At 65.5% G+C, this 24340-nt stretch carries 20 protein-coding genes; 11 read left to right on the top strand and 9 right to left on the bottom strand.

Annotated elements, in window-relative coordinates; translation table 11 throughout:
• Positions 1-188: 188 nt before the first annotated feature.
• Both THIMADRAFT_RS01845 and THIMADRAFT_RS01840 read right to left on the bottom strand, forming a co-directional pair.
• Positions 189-1529, bottom strand: coding sequence for a (Fe-S)-binding protein (locus THIMADRAFT_RS01845; protein WP_007191246.1), 1341 nt, complete (start codon positions 1527-1529; stop codon positions 189-191).
• A gap of 344 nt (positions 1530-1873) precedes the next feature.
• The gene (locus THIMADRAFT_RS01840; RefSeq protein WP_007191245.1) at positions 1874-2383 is read right to left on the bottom strand and encodes a glutathione peroxidase; all 510 of its coding nucleotides are present in this window, start codon (positions 2381-2383) and stop codon (positions 1874-1876) included.
• A gap of 315 nt (positions 2384-2698) precedes the next feature.
• Between THIMADRAFT_RS01840 and THIMADRAFT_RS01835 the strand changes: the two genes are divergently transcribed.
• From THIMADRAFT_RS01835 to THIMADRAFT_RS01810, 6 genes are all read left to right on the top strand, one after another.
• Positions 2699-3442 carry a ferredoxin--NADP reductase gene (locus tag THIMADRAFT_RS01835; protein WP_007191244.1) on the top strand — a complete coding sequence of 248 codons (744 nt, stop codon included), beginning with the start codon at positions 2699-2701 and terminating at the stop codon, positions 3440-3442.
• Positions 3443-3893: 451 nt separating this feature from the next.
• On the top strand, positions 3894-5441 hold the full coding sequence (locus THIMADRAFT_RS01830; RefSeq protein ID WP_040729206.1) for an ATP-dependent DNA ligase: 1548 nt from the start codon (positions 3894-3896) through the stop codon (positions 5439-5441).
• Positions 5442-5473: 32 nt separating this feature from the next.
• Positions 5474-7048 (top strand): cryptochrome/photolyase family protein, encoded by a 1575-nt coding sequence (locus THIMADRAFT_RS01825; protein ID WP_007191242.1) that lies wholly within the window; start codon positions 5474-5476, stop codon positions 7046-7048.
• A gap of 176 nt (positions 7049-7224) precedes the next feature.
• Positions 7225-8547 (top strand): protoporphyrinogen/coproporphyrinogen oxidase, encoded by a 1323-nt coding sequence (locus THIMADRAFT_RS01820; RefSeq protein WP_007191241.1) that lies wholly within the window; start codon positions 7225-7227, stop codon positions 8545-8547.
• A gap of 172 nt (positions 8548-8719) precedes the next feature.
• On the top strand, positions 8720-9385 hold the full coding sequence (locus THIMADRAFT_RS01815) for a c-type cytochrome (protein ID WP_007191240.1): 666 nt from the start codon (positions 8720-8722) through the stop codon (positions 9383-9385).
• Positions 9386-9429: 44 nt separating this feature from the next.
• The gene (locus THIMADRAFT_RS01810) at positions 9430-9936 is read left to right on the top strand and encodes a DUF302 domain-containing protein (RefSeq protein ID WP_007191239.1); all 507 of its coding nucleotides are present in this window, start codon (positions 9430-9432) and stop codon (positions 9934-9936) included.
• 149 nt (positions 9937-10085) lie between these two features.
• Here the strand turns inward: THIMADRAFT_RS01810 and THIMADRAFT_RS01805 are convergent, their stop codons facing one another.
• The 7 genes from THIMADRAFT_RS01805 to THIMADRAFT_RS01775 all read right to left on the bottom strand — a co-directional run bounded on the left by THIMADRAFT_RS01805 (position 10086) and on the right by THIMADRAFT_RS01775 (position 19072).
• Positions 10086-10958, bottom strand: a complete 873-nt coding sequence (locus tag THIMADRAFT_RS01805; protein ID WP_007191238.1) for a phosphatase PAP2 family protein — start codon at positions 10956-10958, stop codon at positions 10086-10088.
• 8 nt (positions 10959-10966) lie between these two features.
• Positions 10967-12574, bottom strand: a complete 1608-nt coding sequence (locus tag THIMADRAFT_RS01800; RefSeq protein ID WP_007191237.1) for an ArnT family glycosyltransferase — start codon at positions 12572-12574, stop codon at positions 10967-10969.
• A complete protein-coding gene (locus THIMADRAFT_RS01795) occupies positions 12571-13617 on the bottom strand; it encodes a glycosyltransferase family 2 protein (RefSeq protein ID WP_007191236.1) in 1047 nt (348 codons plus the stop codon). Before THIMADRAFT_RS01795 ends, THIMADRAFT_RS01800 begins: the two co-directional genes overlap by 4 nt.
• Before the next feature lie 140 nt (positions 13618-13757).
• Positions 13758-14288, bottom strand: a complete 531-nt coding sequence (yjgA, locus tag THIMADRAFT_RS01790; RefSeq protein ID WP_007191234.1) for a ribosome biogenesis factor YjgA — start codon at positions 14286-14288, stop codon at positions 13758-13760.
• 364 nt (positions 14289-14652) lie between these two features.
• Positions 14653-16380, bottom strand: coding sequence for a single-stranded-DNA-specific exonuclease RecJ (gene recJ / locus THIMADRAFT_RS01785; protein ID WP_007191232.1), 1728 nt, complete (start codon positions 16378-16380; stop codon positions 14653-14655).
• Entirely contained in the window at positions 16380-18296 is a 1917-nt protein-coding gene (locus THIMADRAFT_RS01780; protein ID WP_007191231.1) for a M48 family metallopeptidase, read from the bottom strand. Before THIMADRAFT_RS01780 ends, recJ begins: the two co-directional genes overlap by 1 nt.
• 194 nt (positions 18297-18490) lie before the next feature.
• Positions 18491-19072 carry a LemA family protein gene (locus THIMADRAFT_RS01775; RefSeq protein ID WP_007191230.1) on the bottom strand — a complete coding sequence of 194 codons (582 nt, stop codon included), beginning with the start codon at positions 19070-19072 and terminating at the stop codon, positions 18491-18493.
• Between the two features lie 281 nt (positions 19073-19353).
• Here THIMADRAFT_RS01775 and THIMADRAFT_RS01770 point away from each other — a divergent pair, with 281 nt between their 5' ends.
• The 5 genes from THIMADRAFT_RS01770 (at position 19354) to kdsB (ending at position 24331) form a co-directional block, all read left to right on the top strand.
• The gene (locus THIMADRAFT_RS01770) at positions 19354-19980 is read left to right on the top strand and encodes a MotA/TolQ/ExbB proton channel family protein (RefSeq protein WP_007191229.1); all 627 of its coding nucleotides are present in this window, start codon (positions 19354-19356) and stop codon (positions 19978-19980) included.
• The gene (locus tag THIMADRAFT_RS01765) at positions 19977-20489 is read left to right on the top strand and encodes an ExbD/TolR family protein (RefSeq protein ID WP_007191228.1); all 513 of its coding nucleotides are present in this window, start codon (positions 19977-19979) and stop codon (positions 20487-20489) included. Before THIMADRAFT_RS01770 ends, THIMADRAFT_RS01765 begins: the two co-directional genes overlap by 4 nt.
• Positions 20486-22267 (top strand): lipid A export permease/ATP-binding protein MsbA, encoded by a 1782-nt coding sequence (gene msbA / locus THIMADRAFT_RS01760; RefSeq protein WP_007191227.1) that lies wholly within the window; start codon positions 20486-20488, stop codon positions 22265-22267. The genes THIMADRAFT_RS01765 and msbA overlap by 4 nt, the downstream gene beginning before the upstream one ends.
• Positions 22268-22548: 281 nt before the next feature.
• A complete protein-coding gene (gene lpxK / locus THIMADRAFT_RS01755) occupies positions 22549-23553 on the top strand; it encodes a tetraacyldisaccharide 4'-kinase (protein ID WP_040729205.1) in 1005 nt (334 codons plus the stop codon).
• Complete coding sequence (kdsB, locus tag THIMADRAFT_RS01750) at positions 23546-24331, top strand: 3-deoxy-manno-octulosonate cytidylyltransferase (RefSeq protein WP_007191225.1); 786 nt, start codon at positions 23546-23548, stop codon at positions 24329-24331. Before lpxK ends, kdsB begins: the two co-directional genes overlap by 8 nt.
• Positions 24332-24340 lie beyond the last annotated feature (9 nt).

The following is a 24340-nucleotide window of genomic DNA, read 5'->3' as shown; positions in this document are numbered from 1 at the left end:
ACGACTGCAAGTCGTCGATCCCGGGGTGTCGCCGCTTCGCGACGATCTCCGGTGTCGCCTTCGGCCGCCCGAATGAACAAGAGCCCTTTCCCATTCTGAACCGCGTCGCCACCGATGCATGCCTGGCCCACGAAGACCGAGTCGAATCGCCGGGCTTCATGGTCTCGCCGAACGCGGTTCAGCGCGGTTCAGAGCCCGTAGGCCAGCCGCAACAGGCTCAGCGGATGCTGTTGCTCGCCGTCCTTGCCCAGTGCATGCGCGATGTGGGCGCCGGCCATCGGACAGTCGCTGCCGAAGTGATCCGGTGCCGCCTTCTCCACGCGGCCCGCGACCGGGCGCACGATCTTCATCGCGGAGGCGTAATACTCCTCCTTGACCGCGTAGGTGCCGTCGTGGCCCGAGCAACGCTCGATGATCTCCACTGTCGTGTCCGGCACGAGTGCCAGGACCTCACGGGTCTTCTGCCCGATGTTCTGCACACGCTGATGGCAGGACGCTTGATAGATGACGTTGCCCAGCGGTTTCTTGAAGTCCGTGTTGAGCTTGCCGTGTTTGTGGCGGAGCATCAGATATTCGAACGGATCGAAGATGTGAGCCTTGACAGACTGCACGTCCGCGTCCTCCGGGAACATCAGCGGTAGCTCCTGTTTGAACATGAGCACGCACGACGGGATCATGGCGACGATGTCCCAGCCGTCGTCGACGAGACGCTTGAGCATCGGGATATTGGCGTCTTTCGCGGCCTTGACGGCCTCCAGGTCGCCGAGCTCGAGTTTGGGCATGCCGCAGCATTGCTCCTTCTCGGGGAGCGTGACCGGGATGCCCGAGTGCTCGAAGACCGCGATCAAGTCGGCGTTCACGCCGGGCTCGTTGTAGTTGCCGTAACAGGTCGTGAAGAGCGCGACCTTGCCGGTGGTCGGACCGGCCGCCTCGCCCGTGGCGGAGCGTCCGATGCGTGCCTTCTCGGTCTTGCGCAGCGTATCGCTCACATAGGGCGGCACGCGTGCGTCCTTGTGGACACCGAGCACGGCCTGGAGTGCCTGACGTCCGAGCGAGCTCGCGTTGACCGCGTTGACCAAGCCGTTGACGACCGGAATCCCGGCGAGCGAGCCGACGGTGTCCGTGCTGGTCAAGATGCGATCGCGCCTCTTCACGTTGCCTTGCCGATACTTCACGGCCTTCGCTCGGAGCATTAGGTGCGGAAAATCCAGGTTCCACTCGTGCGGCGGCACGTAGGGACACTTGGTCATGTAGCACAGATCGCAGAGATAACAGTGGTCGACCACCTTCCAGTAGTCGTCCTTGGCGACGCCGTCGACCTCCATCGACTCGGACTCGTCCACCAAATCGAACAGCGTCGGGAAGGATTGGCAAAGACTGACGCAGCGGCGGCAGCCGTGACAGATGTCGAAGACGCGCTCCAGCTCCTTGTCGAGCGAAGCCTGATCATAGAAATCAGCGCTTTGCCAGTCGAGCGGGTGACGGGTCGGGGCTTCGAGACTCCCCTCCCGGCTGATTGACGTCGCCATGCGTTAACCTCCCCTGAATCGGTGGTATCCGTAGTGCGAGCGCGTCGAGGCCGCCTCGCCCCCCTCGGGTGCTGCACCGGTCGCGTCTCTAGCGCGGGACGAGCCCGGCGGGTTCGACAAACCGATCCGGTCGACAACTGCATCCTTCTTCGCGCTCGACGATCCTTCGTGCCCGGCACGCACGGGATCTTCGCTGCTTTTCGGAGAACCCGAGTGTCTCGATCTAACTGTAGACGGGCCAGTGTCGGCGTACCAATCGATAGGGCGTATCGGAATCATCGTCGAGACGAACCGTTCGCGGCCAGGCCGGCAAGCGGCGGTCCCCGGTTTGCGCCGCGGGTCGGTCAGAGCAGCTTTTCGATCGCCTTGACGACCTTGCGGTCATCCGGCTTGGTGAAGCTGACATAGTGGTCAACGAGCTTGCCGTCGCGATCGATCAGGTACTTGTAGAAGTTCCACTTCGGGTAGGGCGCACCGGCGCCGGCCAATCGCTCGAAGAGCGGGGATGCTGCCCCTTTCTTGACGCCGACCTTCTCGAACATCGGGAATTCGACCGCGTAGGTCAGGCGGCAGAAAGTCGCGATCTCGTCCTCGTTTCCCGGCTCCTGGTTCGCGAAGTCGTTGGAGGGGAAGCCGAGGACCACGAGCCCCCGATCCTTGTACCTGTCGTAGAGGGCTTCGAGCCCCTCGTACTGGGAGGTGAAGCCGCATTTGCTTGCGGTATTGACGATAAGAAGTACCTTGCCCCGATAGGCCTCACAGAGGTTGACGACCTCGTCGCCTGCGAGTCGGCGGACCTCGATATCGAGCAAGGGCGAGCAGGGTGGAGCGGCGGCGTTTGCTGTGGTGCTCATGACGGCAATTCCTAAAGCAAATAGTGTGGTTTTCATCATGGGGACAAGTCTCTGCGGTCTCGGCCATGCGTCGTCCTCCGCGAGGTAATGCGCAAAATGCCGAATACAATCCCGTCTTTGGCGGGGAGGCGACGCGTTGCCCTGCGCCAACGACGGGAGATGTCCGATGACGATGATTTGAAAACGGGTGGTGGGCACCAAACTGCAAGCATTATCGCGGGATGTCGTGGCGAAGGCCGGTCAGGCAACGGCGACACCGCCCGCACGATCACGACGTCGGGATTTTTTGGGATCTAACGAGGAGCAGGATCGGTTATGAGCGACTGGGTGAAAGCGAAGGTGACGGGCAAGCATGCCTGGACGGACGGACTCTACAGCATGCAGTTCGAAGGTCCGGTCGCCGACTTCAAGGCAGGGCAGTACATCAAGGTCGCCTTGGATATCGAGGGCGATCGTGTGGGGCGGCCCTATTCGCTGGTCAATCCGCCGCAGGAGCGTCCTGTGGAGATCTATTTCAACGAGGTTCCGGAAGGCCCGCTGACGCCGCGTCTGTCCGATCTGAATCCCGGCGACGAGGTCTGGCTGTCGGAGAAACCGGGGGGGATCTTTACGCTCGAGACGGTCGAGTCCGCGGAGACGCTCTGGCTGCTCGCAACCGGTACCGCGCTCGGTGTCTATCTCTCGATCCTGCGCTCGCCGGAGCCTTGGGATCTGTTTCGGCGCGTCGTACTGGTCCACGGGGTACGGCAGGCGACGGATCTGAGCTACGGGGAGACCCTCGCCGCGATCGCCCAGCGACATGGCGATCGGTTCAGGTTCGTGCCGGCGGTCAGTCGCGAGTCGGTCCCGGGTGCGCTCTCCGGGCGGATCACCGACCTCTTGACGGCAGGCAGCTTGGAGGCGCACGTCGGAGCGACCATCGACCCTCGGAGCAGCCATGTGATGCTCTGCGGGAACTCGGCCATGATCAAGGACGTGAAGGTCATCCTCGAAGAGCGCGGTCTGGCTCGTCACAAGCGGCACGCGCCCGGTCAGTACACGACGGAGCAGTACCATTAAACTGCGCCCGGTGCGGTCCGCGATGTTTCTGGATGGGATCGGCCCTCGCGGACTTGACGAGCGTTTGAGTCTGCGCAGTTTAGGATGTTAAACCGCGTCCAGAGCGAGAGGCTCAATTTCGAGTGAGCTCGACGCTTGGTGCATCCACGATCCTCAGCGGGGACGCGGTTTAAAATAATAGAATACATTTAATGCCTTAAACCGCGGCGTCTCCAGCGGCCGTCAAATCCGCCGGGCCGATCCCATCCGGAAACATTGCATACCGCGCTCGGCGCGGTTTAGGAGATCAATCGGTTCAAACTGCGTCCCTGCGAAGCGTCGTGGATGTACCAAACGCCGAGCTCACTCGAAATTGAGCCTCTCGCTCGGGGCGCGGTTCAGCCTCGGGCGATCCGGAATTCGGGGATCGGAACCCATTGCATCGACGAGCCGGATGCCGATGGATACCTCTATGAGCACGCTCGAAACGCTGGTCCGACTCTCGGGCGAGGTGGCTGCCCGCTCGTCGCGTCGCGACAAGATCGGGCTGATTGCGGATCTGCTCGGTCGGCTGGACGGCCACGAGACCGAGCTTGCCGCGAGCTATCTCGCCGGAGCGATTCCGCAAGGCCGCGTCGGGGTGGGTCCGGCGCAGGTGGATGCGCTTCGCGGTCTGGTTCCGGTCGAGCAGGGCCGCTTGACCCTCGACGACCTGGATCGGACGTTCGCAGCACTGCTCGCCGTCAAGGGTGTCGGCGCGCAGACACAGCGTCGGGTGCTACTGCACGGGCTGTTCGAGCAGGCGACCCGCGACGAACAGGGATTTCTTGGCCGTCTGATGCTCGGCGAGCTGCGGCAAGGGGCGGTCGAGGGTCTGGTGATGGAAGCGGTCGCCCGGGCCGCCGGGCTGGATCCCGAGCTGGTGCGGCGTGCCCTGATGCTGAGCGGCGATCCGGCGCGCGTCACCCGCACCGCGTTCGACACCGGGGCGGCGGGTTTGCGGGCGATCGGTCTGGAGCTCTTTCGACCGATCTTGCCGATGCTCGCGCAACCCGCGGAGGATCTCGACGACGCGCTGGCCTGTCTCCCCGCGCCCGACCTTGAGTTCAAGCTCGACGGTGCCCGTGTTCAGGTCCACAAGCGTGGCGAGGAGGTCAGGGTCTACAGCCGGCAGGGCCATGAGGTGACTGCGGCCGTGCCCGAGATCCCCGAGCTCATCGCGCCGCTTCCCGTCGCCGACCTGGTGCTCGACGGCGAGGTGCTGGCGTTGCGTGCTGACGGGCGGCCGCATCCGTTTCAGACCAGCATGCGCCGCTTCGGTCGGCGGCTCGACATCGCGCGTCTGCGTGCCGAGCTGCCGCTGAGCGCCTTCTTCTTCGATTGCATCCAATGCGACGGCACCCTCTTGATCGACGCGCCGGCGCGGGAGCGTTTCGGTGCACTCGCCGAAGTCCTTCCGGAGCGCGCACTGATCCCGCGGCTGCGGCCGAGCGATGCCGCCGAGGCCCGCGTCTTTTTGGAGCGCGCACTGGCCGCGGGTCACGAGGGCATCATGGCCAAGGATCCCGACGCGCCCTATGCGGCCGGTGCGCGCGGTCGGCAGTGGCTCAAGATCAAGCCGACCCACACGCTCGATCTGGTGGTTCTGGCCGCGGAATGGGGCAGCGGGCGTCGCAGCCGTTGGCTGAGCAATCTGCATCTGGGCGCACGCGACCCGGCGGGCGGTTTCATGATGCTGGGCAAGACCTTCAAGGGTCTGACCGATGCGATGCTGAACTGGCAGACCGAGCACCTGAGCGCGCTCGCGGTGGCGCGGGAGGGTCAGGTGGTGCATGTGCGGCCCGAGCTGGTCGTCGAGATCGCCTTCAACGAGCTTCAGTCGAGCCCTCGCTATCCGGGCGGGCTGGCCTTGCGCTTCGCGCGGGTGAGGCGCCATCGTCCGGACAAGAACGCGGATCAGGCCGACGACATCGCCACGGTCCGGGCGCTCTTTCGGCGGCAGATCGCCGATTCGTCTTGAAGGTGCTCAGGCCGGGAAATCCCCGAGGAACGATGAATCATCCAACCTGTCGACATCTGGTGCTCGTTCTCGGTGATCAGCTCGATGCCGGAGCTGCGGCGTTGCGTGACCTGGATCCGGCACGCGATCGCGTCTGGATGTGCGAGGCGGTGGATGAGTCGACCCATGTGCCCTCGCACAAGGCGCGTATCCTGTTGTTTCTTTCCGCGATGCGGCACTTCCGCGATGCCTTGGAGGCCGAGGGGATCCGCGTCCACTACCGGGCGCTGGATGCAGAGGCCGATCCGTCGCTCGCAGTGGGTCTGGCCGAGGCGATTCGGATCCTGCGCCCGGAACGCTTGATCCTGACCGAGCCGGGGGAGCATCGTGTCCTCGCGGCCCTGCAGGGTGTCGCCGAGGCAGGCGCAGTGCCGCTCGAGATTCGCCCGGATGACCACTTCATCTGCTCCCGTGCGGACTTCGATCGCTGGGCAGCCGGCCGCAAAGGGCTCCGCTTGGAGCACTTCTACCGTCACCTTCGTAAGCGAGAAGGCATCCTGATGGAGGGCCCGGAGGGAGCCGCGCAGCCCGTCGGCGGGCAGTGGAACCTGGATCAAGAGAACCGCAAGTCGTTCGGTCGGCAGGGCCCGGGCATGGTACCCGAGCCGATCGGCTTTCCGCCGGACGCCGTGACGCGGGGCCTGATCCCGCTGGTCGAGCGGCGCTTCGCGAATGCTCCGGGCAGCTTGGAGCGCTTCGACTGGCCGGTGACTGCGGTCCAAGCCCGGGAGGCGCTCGACGAATTCATCCGCAACCGGCTTGCCGCGTTTGGACCTTGGCAAGACGCCATGTGGACCGGCGAGCCCTATCTCTATCACGCGCGAATCTCCGCTGCCCTGAATCTCAAGCTGCTTGACCCGCGCGCGGCGATCGATGCCGCGAACGCGGCCTTGGAGGCGAACCAAGCGCCGCTCGCGTCGGTCGAAGGTTTCGTTCGACAGATCCTCGGATGGCGTGAGTACGTGCGCGGGATCTATTGGCGCGAAGGGCCGGCCTACCTGGACTTGAACGTCCTGGAGGCTCACCGCCCGCTGCCGTCGTTCTACTGGACCGGAAAGACCGACTACGCTTGTCTCGGGGCGTCGATCGCGCAGGTGCTCGAGCAGGGTTACGGCCACCACATTCAGCGCCTCATGGTGACCGGACTCTTCGCGCTGCTGATCGGGGTGGAGCCGCGCGAGGTCCATGCCTGGTACCTGGCGATGTTCGTCGATGCAGTCGAATGGGTCGAGGCGCCCAACGTGATCGGGATGAGCCAGTTCGCCGACGGCGGTCTGTTGGCCTCCAAGCCCTATGTCGCGACCGGCCAATACATCAATCGGATGAGCAACTATTGTCGGCACTGCCGTTATGATCCGAAGGAGTCCGTCGGCGAGACGGCCTGTCCGTTCACGACGCTTTATTGGGATTTTCTCGATCGGCACCGGGACCGGTTCGCCAATCACCCGCGCACCGCGTTGCAATGGCGGAATCTCGCGCGGATGGATTCCGAGCGTCTCGGCGCGATTCGCCGGCAGGCGGCGGCGCTTCGTGACGGGTTGGCGACGGGAGAGAGCGCTCGCGGGTGAGCGCAGCCGACAGAGGGGAGCCGCCGGCGGAAGTCGTGCTTCCTCTCGTGAGCACTGACTCCCTGGGTGAAATCTTTCGGAAATCGTGTTGAACCGCGTTCCCGCCGTCGATGCGGGTCGGGCAAAGGCGACGCTAAAATGAACAGGATCCACAGCACTCCGAACGCGGTTCAACCATGAGCAAAGACGTGATCATCATCGGTGCCGGTCTCTCCGGACTGGCCTGTGCCGTCACCCTTCGCGAGCAGGGATTCGAGCCCTTGCTGCTCGAGGCGTCCGATGCCCCCGGCGGGCGTGTACGCACCGATCGACGCGACGGCTTCCTCCTGGATCGGGGTTTTCAGGTCTTGCAGACCTGGTATCCGGAGGCGCAGCGCTTCTTCGACTACGCGCGTCTGGAGCTGCGTCCCTTCTATCCGGGGGCGCTCGTGCGCACGCAGGGGCAGCTGCATCGCGTCAGCGATATCTGGCGCCGGCCGACACGTCTGCCCGAAATGCTGGTCTCGCCGGTCGGAAGCCTCGGCGATAAGCTAAGACTCCTCATGCTGCGTCGCCGCGCCCTGGCGGGCGATCTCCAAGCGCTCTATGCGCGTCCGGAGTGCGAGGCGTTGACCTTGCTGCGCGAGCTGGGTTTCTCGGCCCGCATGATCGAGCGCTTCTTCAAGCCGTTCTTCAGCGGCGTCTTCTTCGAGCCTGGACTGGGCGTCTCCTCGCGCGCCTTCGAATTCGTGTTTCGCGCCTTCGCGCTGGGCGACACGGCGTTGCCGGCGCGCGGTATGGGCGAGCTTCCGGCACAGCTTGCGCAGCAGCTGCCGCGTGACTCCATTCGAACCGGCGCACGTGTCGAGCGCATCTTGGATCAGCAGGTCGTGCTCGACACGGGCGAGCGGCTGCGCGCCGGCTCCATCGTGCTGGCGACCGAAGGCAGCGAAACGGCGCGTCTCCTGGGTCGATCGCACAGCGCCGCGATGGCTGGCCGGGGAACCACCTGCGCGTATTTCGCGGCGAGCGCGCCGCCGATCGAGGGGCCGTATCTCGTGGTCAACGGCGAGGGGCGAGGTCGGATCAACAGCCTGCTTTGTCCGAGCAATCTTTCGGATCATTATGCCCCGCGCGGCGAGAGCCTCATCGCGGTCAACGTGCACGGTGCGGAGCACAATCCGGATGCGCTCGAGACCGATTTGCGTCGGGAGCTGATCGGCTGGTTCGGCGATCAGGCCCTGGCCTGGACACGCTTGGCGGTCTATCGGATTCCGCGTGCCTTGCCTGTTCAGGCGCCGCCTGTCGTCTATCCGGGTGCGGTGCGGCTGCGCCAATCCGATTGGCTCTGGACCTGCGGCGAGTATCGATCGGCACCCTCGATCCACTGGGCATTGCATTCCGGGCGCCGTGCGGCGGAAGAGATCGCAACCAGCCTGCTCGGCAGTCGTGCGGGAGACGGCATCGGGCAGCCGGATGCCGATCCGCGGACCAGGAGTCTACCCTCGGCCGATTCCTGAGCCGTGGAGCGCGCCGGCGCTCGCGTCGGGCGCTGCCGGACCGGTTCCGACCCTACCGAAAGAAGGGGTTCTATCGGCAAGAAAACCCAAGATCCTGAATGGGTTGCACCTATGCGGCCGATCTCCTATCGTAGCCGCTCACGATAACAATCATCCACCTGGAGTTTGGAGTATGAGCTCTCCCTTTCTGCGTGCGCTGGCGTTCTCACTCGCGTTCTCGGGCACCTTGGCCGTCACCCCTTCGGTCTTCGCCAGCACGTCCGATACCGATCTCGAGCCGGATTTGGATCACGGGCAGCGCCTGCATCGCCAGTGCGCGCTCTGCCACGGCCAATACTCGCAGGGCATCTTGGGCGGCAAGTACCCGCGCTTGGCGGGTCTTCCCGACTATTATCTGATGAAGAGTCTGACCGACTACCGCGACGGCACGCGCGAGCATGCGGCCATGACCGTGGTCGGCGGTCTGCGCACCTTGTCGGACAATGATCTTGCCAGCCTATCCGCCTATATCGCGAGCATCGACCTTGACGCCGTCCATCCGCTCGATGTCCCGACGCCGGAAGGTGCGGATGTCGAGAACGGCGAGGATATCTACAAGAGCGACTGCAAGACCTGCCACGGACGCTCGGCGGAAGGGAACAAGCGCAAGGAGAGTCCCAAGCTCGCCGGCCAATACGATGGCTATCTCTTCCGGCAGATCGAAAAGTTCAAGGCCGGCAAGCGGATGCATGCCAACGACCCGGAGGACGAGACCTTCGTGGACTACAACGACCAGGACATCCTCGATATCATCGGCTTCGTGACGACCATCGATGACAAGAGCGACGACAAGAACTGAGTCCCGCGTCGGATACCCCATAAGAAAATCTCGAGGATACAAGAATGAAACACCTGAGCCTTGTCGTTGCACTCGCCCTCCTGACGTCTTTGCCGCTGATGGCCGCCGAGAATGCTGCCCCCGAGATCCGCGTCTCGGATGTCGAGCACACGGTGCTCAAGATCGGGCTTGCGCCCGGTGTCTCGGCCGACGCGGCGGGCGAGGCCATGCTCTCGAAGGCGGTCGAGCTCAATATGCGCTTGGTTGCGCATCTGAACGTCGGTCAAGAGGTCGGAAATCGCGGCATCGAGTCGATGCGTCTGGAGATCTTCCAGTTCTGCAATCCGGAAGACGCGGTCAAGATGGCGCGATTCAACACCATCTTCGCGGCCTACATGCCGTGCAGTATCGCGCTGGTCGAGGACAACGACGGCCGGATCTGGTTGCAGATGCTCAACCTGGATATGCTGATCAGCGCCTATGATTTGCCGCCCGAGCTCCAGGCACTGGCACTCGGGATCAACGGCCAGATGCTCGACATCATTACCGCCGGCGCGACCGGCGAATTTTGATCCTTCGTTTGTCGGGTCGGCCTTTCTTCGGGTTCGGCCGGTAGGTTGGCCAAGCCTGCAGGGTGGACGCGGATGTAGGGTGGACAAGCGCAGCGCAGTCCACCATACCCCGCGCCGACGCCACGGGCTTGTCCGCCCTACCACTCAGATCAGCGCTGCGCGGGGCTTCGTGGGCCTTGTCGATATCCGAGCCAGGGTCGAAGTAGATACTGCATCCCCGCAACCCCCAACGCCACAGCGCCGAGCACGACCAAGGGCGTTGCCGCCGCGCGGTAACCCGCATCGTCGAAAAGCAGCGTGACCGCCAGGATCACCGCCAAGCTCACGACGGCGACATGAACCCATAGATTTGTTGCCGGTCCCGGCCACCGGGCTGCAAGCACCGCACCGAGCCAGGCCGCGAGTGCTCCGCCGAACAAACCGGCAGCCACATCGACCGGCCAGTGCACGCCCACTGCGACCCGGCTCAACCCGGCCAGCACGGCCAGCGCCAGGAACAGCGCCCGCAATGCCGTCCAGCGTGCGTAGTACACCAAGACCCCGAAAAAGACCGCAGCCGTCACGCTGTGACCGGACGGAAAGCTTGCGCGGGTGTGGCTCGGCCCGATGAGGTTGAAGGCATCGGCCGAAAGCACGCCCGGCGGACGCGTCGCGTCGAACAACGCCTTGAATCCTCGGCTATAGGCGGCCGCGATCAAAGCGGCGAGTATCAGCGCCCAGAGGATCCTCGGGTAGCGCAGCGCGAAGAGGAGCGCCAAGGCGAAGGCCACACGCTCGTCGCCCAAGACCGTCAGACACTGCCAGACCCAGTCCGGATAGGCCGATGCCGCGGCGTTGATCCGGATGAAGCCGGCGTCGTATCCGACGCCGAGATAGAGCGTCAGGCCGACGATCAGGCAGACCCTGGCCCACCCCGACAACCAGGCCGCACCGCTCGGCGAGGTGAGCGGGGTTCGAGCGGCCCCCGCATCCAAACCCTCGCGCATGGACTGTTTCCAGAATGCGATGAAATCGGTATGCATCGACGTCGTCAGGGTTGAACCCGACCCATGCGCACCAGCGCGACCGGACCTCGCCGATAGACGAGGTCTTGCTGCAGGCCCGGGACATCAGCAGCCAGGGCGTCGAGCTTGTCGACACGCAGGAAGACCAGCTCGCCGGGCAGCGGAGGCCGATTCGGTGTGACGGCATCGCGATAGACACTGAAGCTCGGCATGGAGGTGCGATAGGCCACGGTCGGGAGGTCCAGCTCGCGCGCCAGCAGACCCGCCTCCTTGACCGGTGCCTGCATCACCTCGAAGACCCGCGGGACCAGGACGCCGTAGACCACCAGCGTTTGGATCACTCCGGCCAGGACCAGCCGTTGCCAAAGGGGCGGGCGCGACCACAGGAGCAGACCGATCATCGCGGCCAGCCCGGCGAGCATGGCGAGCCGATAGTCGAACCCCAGGAGCCCGCGGGCCTCTTGGAACATGGCGACCTCATGTGCCCGGTCCGCTTGGGATTCGGCCAGGCCGACAACCCCGGGCAGCGCAACCAGGAGGCCGAGGAAGACCAGCGGTGCCGCGAAGGCGAGCCAGCGGCCTTTCAGTAGATCGCGATGCTTGGCCATCAGGATAAAGACCGGCGTAGCCCCGTAGAGCAGGTAGTGCGGCAGCTTGGTCCCGGAGAAGGAGAAGAAGACGAACACCGTGCCGAACCAGATCCAGAGGAAGCGCTCGAGCGGATCCGACCAGGCGGCGCGCAGCCCCGGCAAGAGCCGCAGAAACCAGCCGGTAAAGGGCAGCAGGATGATCGGCAGCATCACCAGGTAGTAGCCCGGAAACCCGGCGTGGCCGTGCATGGCATCGCCGAAGCGCCCGGCGTTGTGCTCCAGGAAGAAGCTGCGGAAGAATCCGGGCCCGTCGTCGAGATAGACCGCGAGATACCAGGGCAGGGCGACCGCAACGAAGACCAGCCAACCCTTGGACGAGAAGGCTGCCTGCGCCCAGCGCCCCAGCGCGCGTTGCGACCCGAAGAACAGAAGACTGACCACCACCGGAAAGAAGACCGCCACCGGGCCTTTGGTCAGGAAGCCGAGTCCCATCCAGAGGAAGGCGCGCAGCACGAAGCGGCGGTTGGTTGCGGGGTCCGGGTCGAGGTAATAGCGATAGATCTCGAAGAAGGCGAGCGCGATGAAGAGGTTGAGCACCGCATCGGCGACCGCCCCCTTGGCGATGATCGAGACCTGGAGGCTCAAGGCCATCACCAGTCCGGCGACGACCGCGCTCTCGCGGTCCAGGCGCTCGCGCACGAAGCCCCAGACCGCGAGCACCCAGAGGGTTGCGGCGATCGCCGAGGGTAGACGCAACGCCAGCTCGTTGAATCCGAATGCCTGCGTCGAGGCCGCCTGCAACCAGTAGATGAGCACCGGTTTGTCGTAGCGGGGCTCCCCGTCCTTGTGGGGGGTGATGAAGTTGCCGCTCGCCAGCATCTCTCGGGTGGCCTCGGTAAAGGCGCCCTCGTCCAGATCGTAGAGCGGTACCGCGCCTAACTGCCAGTAGAAGCTCAGGAGCACGATCGCGACGAGCAGCCAAGGCGAGGTCAGGATGCGCCCGAGCACTGCGCGTTGGCTGCGATCGGCGAGTGTCGGGGTCATGTCGAGTGTCTCCAGTCTGCGTGCGCCGGATCGGACTGCCAGCGAATCCGATGGTGTGTGTGCTCGCCGGAGGCGTAGAAGGTGCGCATCATCAGCTCGGCGAGCACCCCGGTGGTCAGAAACTGGATCGAGACGACCAGGAAGAGGATGGCCACGAAGAGCATCGGCCGTGTCCCGATGTGCTGTCCGAGCCCGAACTTCACCCAGAGCATCTCGGCCATCAGGATGCTCCCGACCACGCCGAAGAGGATCCCGATCGAGCCGAAGAAGTGTCCCGGCCGCGATCCGAACCGCAGAAAGAAGAAGGCCGACAAGAGGTCGAGCAGCACCCGGAAGGTGCGCGAGATCCCGTATTTGGATGTCCCGAACCGGCGCGCCTGATGGGCGACCTCGGTCTCGCCGATACGCTCCGGCGCGGTGACGCCGGCCACCCAGACCGGGATGAAGCGGTGCATCTCCCCGAGCAGGGTGACCTCCTTGATCACCTCGGCGCGATAGACCTTGAGACTACAGCCGTAGTCGTGCAAGGCAACGCCGGTCACCTTGCCGATCAGTGCATTGGCGATCTTCGAGGGCAGCTTGCGCATGACGAACGCGTCCTGGCGTTGACGACGCCAGCCCTGCAGGAGATCCAGGTTGCGTGCGAGCAGCTCCTCGACCATGCGCGGGATGTCGGCCGGGTCGTTCTGCAGATCGCCGTCGAGGGTCGCGATCAGCTCGCCGCGGGCGGCGTCGAATCCGGCCTGCATGGCCGCGGTCTGGCCGAAGTTGCGCCTGAGTCGGATCACCCGTACATGCGCGCCGTAACGCTCGCCGACCGTGCGCAGACGCTCCCCCGTGCCGTCGCGGCTGCCGTCGTCGACACAGATCAGCTCCCAAGCGCCGCGATACTGCGCAAGTCCTTCGTGGACGCGTTTCAGCATGGGCTCGACGTTGTCGATCTCCTGATACATGGGGATGACCACGGAGAGCGAGGGATGGTCTACCCTCGGCTGTCCGGTCGAGCTCGCCGCCACAGGTGCCGGTTCAATCGCGGTATTCATGTGAGTTCCAAATGATCACAGGCAGCAAATTCGGAGCCAAAAAACCAAGCAATGCGTAGGATGGGTAGAGCGCAGCGAAACCCATCCTCTCCGCTCCGACATCTCGGTTCCGGTCCAGGTCGAGCGCAGCGAAACCCATCCTACATTTCCGTGCTGGACTCCAGGCTATCGCGCAGGAAGCGGAACAGCTTGCGCGGTGCATCGGGCCGGCCGCGCTCCTGGTCGCGCTGCGCGGCGCGGATCAGGGTGCGCAGCTGCTGGCGGTCGACCTCCGGGCATGCGTCGATGAACTCGCTCAGCGCGCCCTCGTCGTCGGCGATGAGGCGCTCGCGCCAGCGCTCCAACGCATGCAGATGCGCCGCCGCCTTGCGCTCGCGGTCCTCGGCCTGGTCGACCAAGGCGTGCACGGCGGCCATGTCCTCGCGCTCCAGCAGGTTGGCGATGCGTTTCCAGTGGCGACCGCGGGCGCGGATATCCTTGATCCGAGGCGTCTCGTCCAAGGCCGCCCAGGTTGCTGCGCTGAGGTTCAGGCGCTCCAGCTCGGCCCGAGGCATCCCGGCCATACGCTCGGCCAATGCCTGCAGGGCCAGCTTCTCGCGCTTGAGCTGGCTCTTGCTCGGGCCGCGCTCTTCGTCCTCGTACCCGTCTTCGTCGTCGATCGTAGCGTTCATCGCGAAATCCAAAAATAAGCCGCGTAGGGTGCGGTGAGCCTGCGAACCGCACCGGCACGCCGCGATGTGGTTCGCGTCGTGCCACAGAAGAGCGTCGGACCCCGACCGGGCGGCCGGCGTGATCACGTCAAACAAAACCTGTGCGCTGTTTGCGCCTTTGCGATTTAAACCGCGTCCAGAGCGAGATGCGCACTTTCGAGTGAGCGCGACGTTTGTTGCATCCACGACCCTCAACGTGAACGCGGTTTAAAATAATCTATTTTTTAATCTCTTAAACCGCGCCGGCTCCAGCGGTCGTCAAAACGACCGGGGCTGATCCCGTCCGAAAACATCGCATACCACACGGGGCGCGGTTTAAGATCCTTCATGCGGTCGGCTCCAGATGCTCGAGGATCAATTGTGCCGAGCGGTTGCCTCGGTAGTCGTTGACGTCCAATCGGTACGCGAGCCTCACGGTGCCGCCGGCCTCCGAGATCTGCTCGCCGAGGTTGAAGCCGATGGCCTCGATCGGCGCGCCCTCGGCCGCGGGTCCGGCAAGACGGAGCTTGAGATGGCGCTCTCCCACCAGACGTGCGCTCAAGACATCGAAGGTCCCGTCGAAACAGGGCTCCGGGAAGCCCTTCCCCCAGGGGCCGGCCACGCGCAGGGTCTCTGCCGTCTCCAAGGTCATGAGACGCTGCGGCAGCGCACCGTCGGATGCGATCTGTGGCTGCGGCGGTCGGTCGCCGACGACGGTGCGCACGGCCTCCGCAAAGGCCTCGCGAAACCGGGGTAAAGACTCCGGTCGGATGCTCAGACCGGCCGCCATTGCATGTCCGCCGAAGCGCTCGATCAAGCCCGGATCCTGCCGATCCACCAGCGCGATCAGGTCTCGGACATGGACCCCTTCGACCGATCGCGCCGAGCCCCGCAGAAATCCGTCTCCGCCGTTCGCAAAGGCGATCACGGGGCGATGATACCGCTCGCGGATCCGTGCCGCGACGATCCCCGAAACGCCCTGGTGCCAATCCTCGCCGAACAGACAGAGTCCGGGCGGCAGTGCGGCACCGTCCAGACAGAGCCCCGCAAGCGAGGACTCGGCGGCGTCCTTCATCTCGGCTTCGATCTCGCGGCGTCGGCGGTTCAGGGCATCGAGACGCGCAGCAAGGTCCGCGGCGACCTGCGGGTCATCGGTCAGCAGACAGTCGACGCCCACCGACATGTCCTCGATCCGACCGGCGGCGTTGAGTCGGGGCGCGGCGCAGAAGGCCAGATCGGTCGCGGTCGCACGGCTCGGATCCCGGCCGCCGATCGTCAGCAATGCGCGCACGCCAGGGCTGCATCGCCCGGCGCGGATGCGTCTGAGTCCCTGCTCGACCAGGATCCGGTTGTTGCGGTCCAGGGTCACCACGTCCGCGACCGTGCCGAGTGCGACCAGATCCAGCAGATCGGCCAGGTTGGGCTCGGGTCGTCCGGCACCGAACCAGCCCTGCGCGCGCAGACGGGTACGCGCGGCGACCAGGAGATAGAAGACGACACCGACGCCGGCCAGGTGCTTGCTCGGGAAGTTGCAGCCCGGCTGATTGGGGTTGAGGATCGCCGCGGCATCCGGAAGCCGCTCGCCGGGCAAATGGTGATCCGTCACCAGGACCGGGATGCCCAGCTCCGCCGCGCGCGCGACCCCGGCGAGACTGGCGATGCCGTTGTCGACCGTGATCAGCAGATCCGGCCGGCGCGGAGCGGCGGCGTCCACCACTGCCGGACTCAGGCCGTAGCCGAACGCGAACCGGCTCGGGATCAGGTAGGAGACCTGCGCAGCACCCAGGCTACGCAGGCCCCGGACCGCCAAGGCGCCGCCGGTCGCACCGTCGGCGTCGTAGTCCGAGACGATCAGCAGATGGCCGCCGCCGCGGATGGTGTGCACCAGCAGATCGACCGCTCGATCGATCCCGCGCAGCGCGCTTGCCGGGTGGAGCGCAGAGAGTCCGGGTGCGGCCTCTTCCGCGCTCTTCAGGCCACGATTCGAGTAGAGTCCGGCGAGCAGCTCGGTGGGTGTGCGGGCGGCGGCGAGCGCCGCCGCGCTCGGCACACGCCGAATCTCGGGGCGCGTCATCAGTCCAACACCGGCAGAGGGACATGCAGCGCCGCGACGACGGCGCGCAACAGCTCGATCTCCGTCCGGCTGATCCCGGCGTGTTTCAGCGTTGCGATCAACGCACGGAGCAGACGCTGCTTGTCGTCCATGCGCAGTCGATCGAGCCGGGCGAGCGCATGGTCGAGGCGATCCGGCCAGTCGTCCGGTCCGATCCGGGCCAATTCGCGCGGACGCATCCCGAGCGATGCCAGACCTGCGGCGAATGCGGTCCGCGCGGCGCGTTGGTCCGGGTTGCCGTGCACCGCCAGGATGACCAACAGATCGCGGACCTCGTTCTCGCAGTCGGAGAGTCGGGCAGTGCCGGCGCTGCGCGCATCGGCGGGGGTGATGGTGTCCTGGATCTGCTGCGCGAGCAGGCGTGCAAGCACATACTCGAAGACATCGATGCGTCCGTCGGCATGGATCAACCGCTCGAGCAGCGCCGTCAGTCGCGTCAGCTCGGCCTGCGGACGACGGCGCAGGGACGGGAAGGCGATCTCGAGCAGCGGGATGCGCAGATCCGCGGCGAGGCTCGGTACCGCGGAGAGGAGGGTGCTCGCCTGGCGCTCGCCTTCGCTGCCGAGCGTCTCGGCGACCATCAAGAGCTGGCGCTCGCGGATCTCGGGGTCCGGGTCGATCAGAAGATAACAGACGACCGTCATCACCCACTCGGTCGAGCGGGCGGCGCGTGCGAGTGGCTCCGGGATCGCCCGGGTCAGTCGAGCCGCCACCTGGATCCGTGCCGTATCGGGCCGACCGATCGCTTCCACGATACGATCGGCATCGAGGCTCGAGGCGCTCGGCCGAGCTTCGACGGCCGGGCGGGGCTCGGCCATCGAGGCGACGACGCCGACCTCGCTCGGCGCAGCCGCGGACTGCATGACGTGCATCGTCTCGAGCTCCGCGGGGTCGAAGCCGGGCTCGATCGCACGAATGCGATCGGCGATCGGCGGATGAGTGGCTAGAAGCCGGCGCGTCAGACCCGCGGCGAAGAGCATATGCCCGATCTCCTCGCTGTCGGATGCGAGCGCCGATCCGGCCGGCGCGGAGCCGATCTTCTTCAGTGCGCCCGCGATCCCCTCCGGCTCGCGGGTGAACTGAACGGCCGACGCATCGGCCAGAAACTCGCGCTGGCGCGACACGGCAGCCCGGATCAGCCGGCCGAAGAAGAGTCCGATATAGCCGGTCGCGACCAGAGCGAGCCCGATCATGAGGATCGCGCCCGTCTGCTTGCTGGCCCGGCCATGTCGCACCGAGAGCATGAGTCGGCCGATGATGGCGAGCACGAGGATCCCGAACAGGATCCCGATCAGCCGGATATTGAGCCGCATGTCGCCGTTGAGGATGTGCGAGAACTCATGCGCGACGACGCCCTGCAACTCGGATCGGCTCAGTGTCCGCAGTGCACCCCGGGTGACCGCGATCGCTGCATCGGCCGGCGAATAACCCGCAGCGAAGGCGTTGATGCCGTCCTCCTGCTCGAGCACGTAGATCTGAGGCACCGGCACGCCGGCGGCGATGGCCATCTCCTCGACCACGTTGCGCAAGCGCTGTAGCTGCGGATCCGTCGTATCCGCGTTGACCATGACCCCGCCGACCCCGCGCGCGACCGCACCGCCGCCGTTGCGCAGCGTGAGGATGCGGAACAGGCTGGCGAGCCCGATCGCACCCGCGGTCAGCACGGAGACCCAGATGAGCAGCGGGAGGCTTTCGCGCACGGCGGCCCCGGAGAGCACCGGGGTGAGCATGACCCCCTGCGGATCCGAGCCGAGTCCCAGGAACGCAAGCGCGACCAGGTCGACGACCGCAACGATGCTGATCACGGCGAGGGCGAACAGGACGACGAGGAGATGCGTGCGCCGCCGGGCCCGGTCCTGATGCGCGAAGAAGTCCAATTAAACTGCGTCCCTAGTGTTCATGTGGGGTTTTCGCTTGGGTGTGGTCTTGGATGACATCTGCCGGCGTTGGAGCGGACGCAGTTTAAGTATATAAAAAATAATAAAATATTCTAAACCGCGCTCTGCCGTGGTCATGGGTCGCGGCGAGGTCGTTCCCGACCGCAACCCTTCCATACACGCTCGAGCGCGGTTTAGAAGGCGACTGGGACGGCCTCGCGTTTCTCCGGCGCATCGATCTCCAGCAGCTGTGCGGGCGTGAATCCGAATTGGCCTGCGATCAGGTTGTTCGGGAAGACCTCGCGCAGGTTGTTGTAGCCCATGACGGCGTCGTTGAAGGCCTGGCGTGCAAAGGCGACCCGGTTCTCGGTGCTGACCAGCTCCTCGGAGAGCTGCATCATGTTTTGATTGGCTTTGAGGTCCGGGTAGGCCTCGGCGAGCGCGAACAGCTTGCCCAGCGCGCCGGCCACGCCCATCTCGGCTTGCGCCAGCATTGCCACCGCGGCAGTGTCGCCCGGATCGGCCGCGACCTGCTTGAGGCTGCCGACGGCTTGGTTGCGGGCCTGGATGACGGCCTCGAGGGTGTCGCGCTCATGGGTCATGTAGCGCTCGGCGACCTTCACCAGGTTCGGGATGAGGTCATAGCGGCGCGTGAGCTGCACGTCGATCTGAGCGAAGGCGTTCTTGTAGCGATTGCGTCCGGCAATCAGGCGGTTGTAGATGACGACGACAAGAATCGCGGCCAGCAGGATCAGGCCAAGCAGTGTCCATCCCATCGGTGTTCCCCCTCGATGATGACTATTCCCCCGAGCCCGTCAGTCGCCGGGTCCGGTGTACGGCCGAGGCCGGCGTGCGCACCTCGGCAATGCGGCGGAAGGCTACCATACTCACGCGGGGTAAACAGGGCCGAGGGCAGGGATGGCGCGACCGCTCGGGCAAGGCGGACCGGCCTCGCTGCACCGCGGCAGGTTGCCGATGCGGGTCGAGGGAGTACCATTGCGTCCGTGCAACGCCGTGCGTGCCGCGATGCGGCCGGTTTAAATAAGGAGCTTCCCTCTTGCTTGACGTGATGTATGCCGGCGGTTGGTTGATGGTGCCGATCGTCGCCTGCTCGATCATCGCCACCGCGGTCGTCATCGAGCGTGGCTGGACGCTGCGCCGCTCGAGGATCATGCCGGCGAATCTGGTCACCCGGATCTGGGAGTGGCACCGTCGGGGCGAGCTGACCGACGCGCGGATCGAGGAGATCCGCACCGGTTCACCGCTCGGGCGCTTGCTCGCGGCCGGACTCATCAACCGCAACCACTCGCGCGAGATCATGAAGGAGGCGATCGAGGACACCGGCCGGCAGGTGGTGGCCGAGCTGGAGCGCTTTCTCAACAGTCTGGGGACGATCGCCTCGGTGGCCCCTCTCTTGGGTCTGCTGGGAACGGTTCTCGGCATGATCGACGTCTTCGGCGTCATCATGGACGCCGGTGTCGGCAATGCCGCCGTGCTCGCCGGCGGGATCTCCACAGCGCTGATCACGACCGCGGCCGGACTGTCGGTCGCCATCCCGGCGCTGATGTTTCATCGTTTCTTCGACAACAAGGTTGCACGGCTCGCACTCGACATGGAGGAGCATTCGCTGCGGCTCGTGGAGGTGATGAAGGGCGAGCGCGAGGCCGGCGAGGTCTCCGCGTGAATCTGCGTCCGCACCGTCGCGAACCGGCCGACATCAACCTCACCCCGCTGATCGATGTGGTCTTTCTGCTGCTGATCTTCTTTATGGTCTCCACCACCTTCAAGGACGAGGCGCGGCTGCGCGTGCAGCTGCCCGAGGCGCAAGGCGAGGAGATTCCGGCCGAAGAGCCCGAGATGATCCGGCTCGTGATCGATCGGACCGGGTCCTTCAATGTCGACGATCGGGCCGTGCTCGATGGCACGACCGAGACCTTGGTCGATGCCTTGAAGGAACGCCTCGGGGAGGACGAGCCTTTACCCGTGCTGATCCAGGCCGATGCACAGACGCCGCATCAGGCGGTGATGACGGCGCTCGACGCGGCCAGTCAGGCGGGTTTGGTGCAGATCGCCTTCGCGGCGACCCGCGTCCGAGACGACGATGCCGAACCGGCGCGAACCGCGTTCGGGCAATCCGCCCCGCCGTCCTTCCCGCAGCCCGTGCAGCCATCCGCAGGGGAGATCGCCGAATGACCGATGACGCGTCCCGCTCCGAGGTCGAGGCCGGTCCGATCTACCGACGGCTGCTCGGCTACGTCAAACCCTACTGGCGCATGTTCAGCGTCTCGATCGTCGCCATGATCGCCTTCGCGGCGACCGAGCCGCTCTTCGCGGCCATGATGCAGCCGCTGATCGACGGTAGCTTCGTGGACCGCAACGAGGAGATCGTGCGCCTTATGCCGTTCGTGCTGGTGGTGCTCTTCGTCTTTCGCGGGATCGCCGGCTTCGTCAACAACTATTGTCTGAGCTGGGTCGGGCGACGCGTGGTGGCCGATCTGCGTCAAAAGATGTTCGAGCACCTGCTGCGCGCCCCGACGCGCTATTACGACAACCAGGGCTCGGGACACATCCTCGCGAAGCTGACCTACAACGTGGAGAACGTGGCCACCGCCGCCACCTCTGCGATTACGACACTGGTGCGCGACGGCTTCACCGTCATCGGTCTGATGGCCTACATGCTCTACCTGAACGCGGCCTTGTCGGCGATCTTCTTGGTGATCGGCCCGCTCATGGCCGGCGCGGTCAAGTACGCGACCAAACGTTTTCGCCGCCACAGCCGCCGCATCCAGGACCGCGTCGGTGCGCTGACCCAGGTCGCGCAGGAGGCGATCGAGGCCCATCGGGTGGTCAAGGCGTTCGGCGGCCAACCGCTCGAGGCGCGACGCTTCAGCGCCATCAACGAGAAGACCCGCTCGCTGCAGATGAAGATGATCGCGACCGAGGCGGCGAGCGTGCCGCTGGTTCAGTTGATCTCGGCCGTGGCGATCGCCGTGATCGTCTATCTCTCGACCATGCAGGGGCTCAAGGAAGACATCTCGGTCGGCACCTTCATGTCCTTCGTGGTCGCCATGGGCCTGCTCCTGCCGCCGGTGAAGCGTCTGACCTCGGTGAATGCCCATCTGCAGCGCGGCATCATCGCCGCCCAGAGCCTGTTCGAGCTGCTGGATGCGGAGGAGGAGCGGGATCGGGGACGGCAGGCCCTGGAGCGTGCCGAGGGGCGCGTCGAGTACCGCGGCGTGACCCATGTCTACTCGCCCGACAAGCCGCCGGCAATCCGGGATCTCGATCTGCTGATCGCGCCGGGCGAGCGGATCGCGCTGGTCGGGCGCTCGGGCAGCGGCAAGAGCACGGTCGCGAGCCTGCTGCCGCGCTTCTACGACGCGACCGCTGGCGAGATCCTGATCGACGGCATTCCGATTTACGAGCTGACCTTGGCGAGTCTGCGTGCCCAGATCTCGCTGGTGAGTCAAGACGTGGTGCTCTTCAACGACACCATCGCCAACAACATCGCCTATGGTCAGGCCGTTGCGCCGACCCGGGAGACGCTCGAGCGGATTGCCGTGAATGCGCACGCGCTCGACTTTATCCAGGCGATGCCCGAGGGCTTCGAGACGCGGATCGGCGATCGCGGGGTCATGCTCTCGGGCGGGCAGCGCCAGCGTCTCGCGATCGCCCGTGCCATGCTCAAAGACGCCCCGATCCTGATCCTGGACGAGGCGACCTCGGCGCTCGACACCGAGTCCGAGCGCCATATCCAGGCCGCCCTGCAGGAGTTGATGGCGAACCGAACGACCCTGATGATCGCCCATCGTCTCTCCACCATCGAGAACGCCGACCGCATCCTGGTGATGGACAACGGACGCGTCGTCGAGCAGGGCACCCACCTTGAGTTGCTGGCGCATGACGGCTATTACGCCCGGCTGCATCGTCTCCAATTCCACGATGCCGGCGAGTCCCCGGCCGCGTCTTAAACCGCGCCCGGCTCGGTATGCGATGTTTTTGGATGGGATCGGCCTCTGCAGACGTGACGAGCGTTTGAGTCGGCGCGGTTTAAGATCCTAAAAAATAGTAAATTTTAAACCGCGTCTCAACGCGATCGAGGACATCTCCAAAGCCAAATGCAAAACGAAGACGACGCATGCCGCTCCGGACGCGGTTTCGGTTGTGCCGACGTCGGGCCGCACGACTCGCTCGGCGCTGCGTCGAGCCTCGCGCGCCGCGGCACACCCGTGAGGGGTTGGGGGCGCAAGTAGTGGACCCGAATGCGATCTGGTACGGCCGTCACCCGCTCGGCCTCGTCCTCGCACCGCTCTCCTGGCTCTATTGCCTGGTGATCCAGCTGCGCCGCCTGGGTTATCGCAAGGGCTGGCTCGCGAGCCGGCGCCTGCCGGTGCCCGTGGTGGTGGTCGGCAATCTCACCGTCGGCGGGACCGGCAAGACCCCGGCAGTTCTGGCACTCGCGGGGCTCCTGCGGGCGCGCGGTCGGCGTCCCGCGATCATCACGAGGGGCTATGGTTCACGGCGCGGCGGGCGCGGATCCGCTGCGCCGCGCCGGGTACCTCCGGACGGCGAGCCCGCCGATTTCGGGGACGAGCCGGTGCTGCTGGCCCGGCGCAGCGGCTGTCCTGTCGTCGCCGGACCGGATCGCGTCGCGGCAGGCGCGCTCGCACTGGCTCGGGGCGACGTAGACATCCTGCTCGCCGACGACGGGCTCCAACACTATCGGTTGGCGCGAGACATCGAGATCGCTCTCGTCGACGGCGCGCGCGGTTTGGGCAACGGCCGTTGTCTGCCCGCCGGGCCGTTGCGCGAGCCGCGCGGGCGACTGGATACGGTTGATCTCGTGCTGACCAACGGCGACGGCTCGGGTATCGACAAGGACGGCGGGTACCGGATGCGTCTGGTTCCGGGCGAGGCGGTCAATCTCCGTAATCCAAGCATCTCCGCACCGATCGCGGACTTCCTCGGGCGGCCGGTCTTTGCGGTCGCCGCGATCGGCAACCCCGAGCGCTTCTTCGCCATGCTGCGCGGTCTGGGTCTCGAGGTCGAGGGCCGCGCCTACCCGGATCACTATCCCTTTGCACCGTCCGATCTCGCGGCTTGGCCGCCCTGCGCGGTGCTCATGACCGAGAAGGACGCCGTGAAGTGCAAGTCCTTTGCGGGCGAGGATCACTGGTTTCTGCCCGTGGAGGCCGAGCTGGACAAGGCCTTCGTCGAGGCATTCTTTCGTAAGCTGGAGGCACAGACCCATGTCTGATCGAGAGATGTCCGAGGACTCCGTCGGATTCAAGGTCGTCATTCCCGCGCGCTACGGCTCTACGCGCTTGCCCGGCAAGCCGCTCTTGTCGATCGCCGGCAAGCCGATGATTCAGCACGTTGTGGAGCGTGCGCGCGAGAGTCGCGCCGCGGAGATCCTGGTTGCGACCGACGATCGGCGAATCGCCGATGTCTGTCACGGCTTCGGTGCCGACGTGGTGATGACAGGCAGCGAGCACCGCAGCGGGTCCGAGCGCATCAGCGAGGTGATCGGTCTGCGCGGCTGGGGCGACGACGTGGTGGTGGTCAACCTGCAGGGCGACGAGCCGGCGATGCCGGCGGCCTTGTTGGATCAGGTCGCGAGCGACCTGGCGGGCATCGCCGATCTGGGCATGTCCACGTTGGCTGCGCCGATCTCGGATCGCGCGATCCTCTTCGATCCGCACGTCGTGAAGGTGGTCACGGACGCAAAGGGCTACGCGCTCTATTTCTCGCGTGCCCCGATGCCCTGGCACCGCGACGAGTTTCTCGCCGATCGCGCCGAGCTGCCGACATCGGTTGCCTTTCTCCGCCACATCGGGCTCTACGCCTACCGCGTCGGCTTCCTCAAACGCTATCTGGCTTGGGCGCCTTCGCCACTGGAGGTGGCGGAGTCGCTCGAGCAACTGCGCGTGCTCTGGCACGGCGAGCGCATCCATGTCGCCGTCGCCGCGTCCGAGCCAGGGCCGGGCGTGGATACGGCCGCGGATCTGGCCAAGGCCGAGTTGCATCTGGCCTAAACCGCGTCC

The organism is Thiocapsa marina 5811 (genome assembly GCF_000223985.1).
Classification (GTDB): domain Bacteria; phylum Pseudomonadota; class Gammaproteobacteria; order Chromatiales; family Chromatiaceae; genus Thiocapsa; species Thiocapsa marina.
Note: the sequence above shows the minus strand (reverse complement) of the source record. Positions and strands in the feature narration are given on the sequence as shown.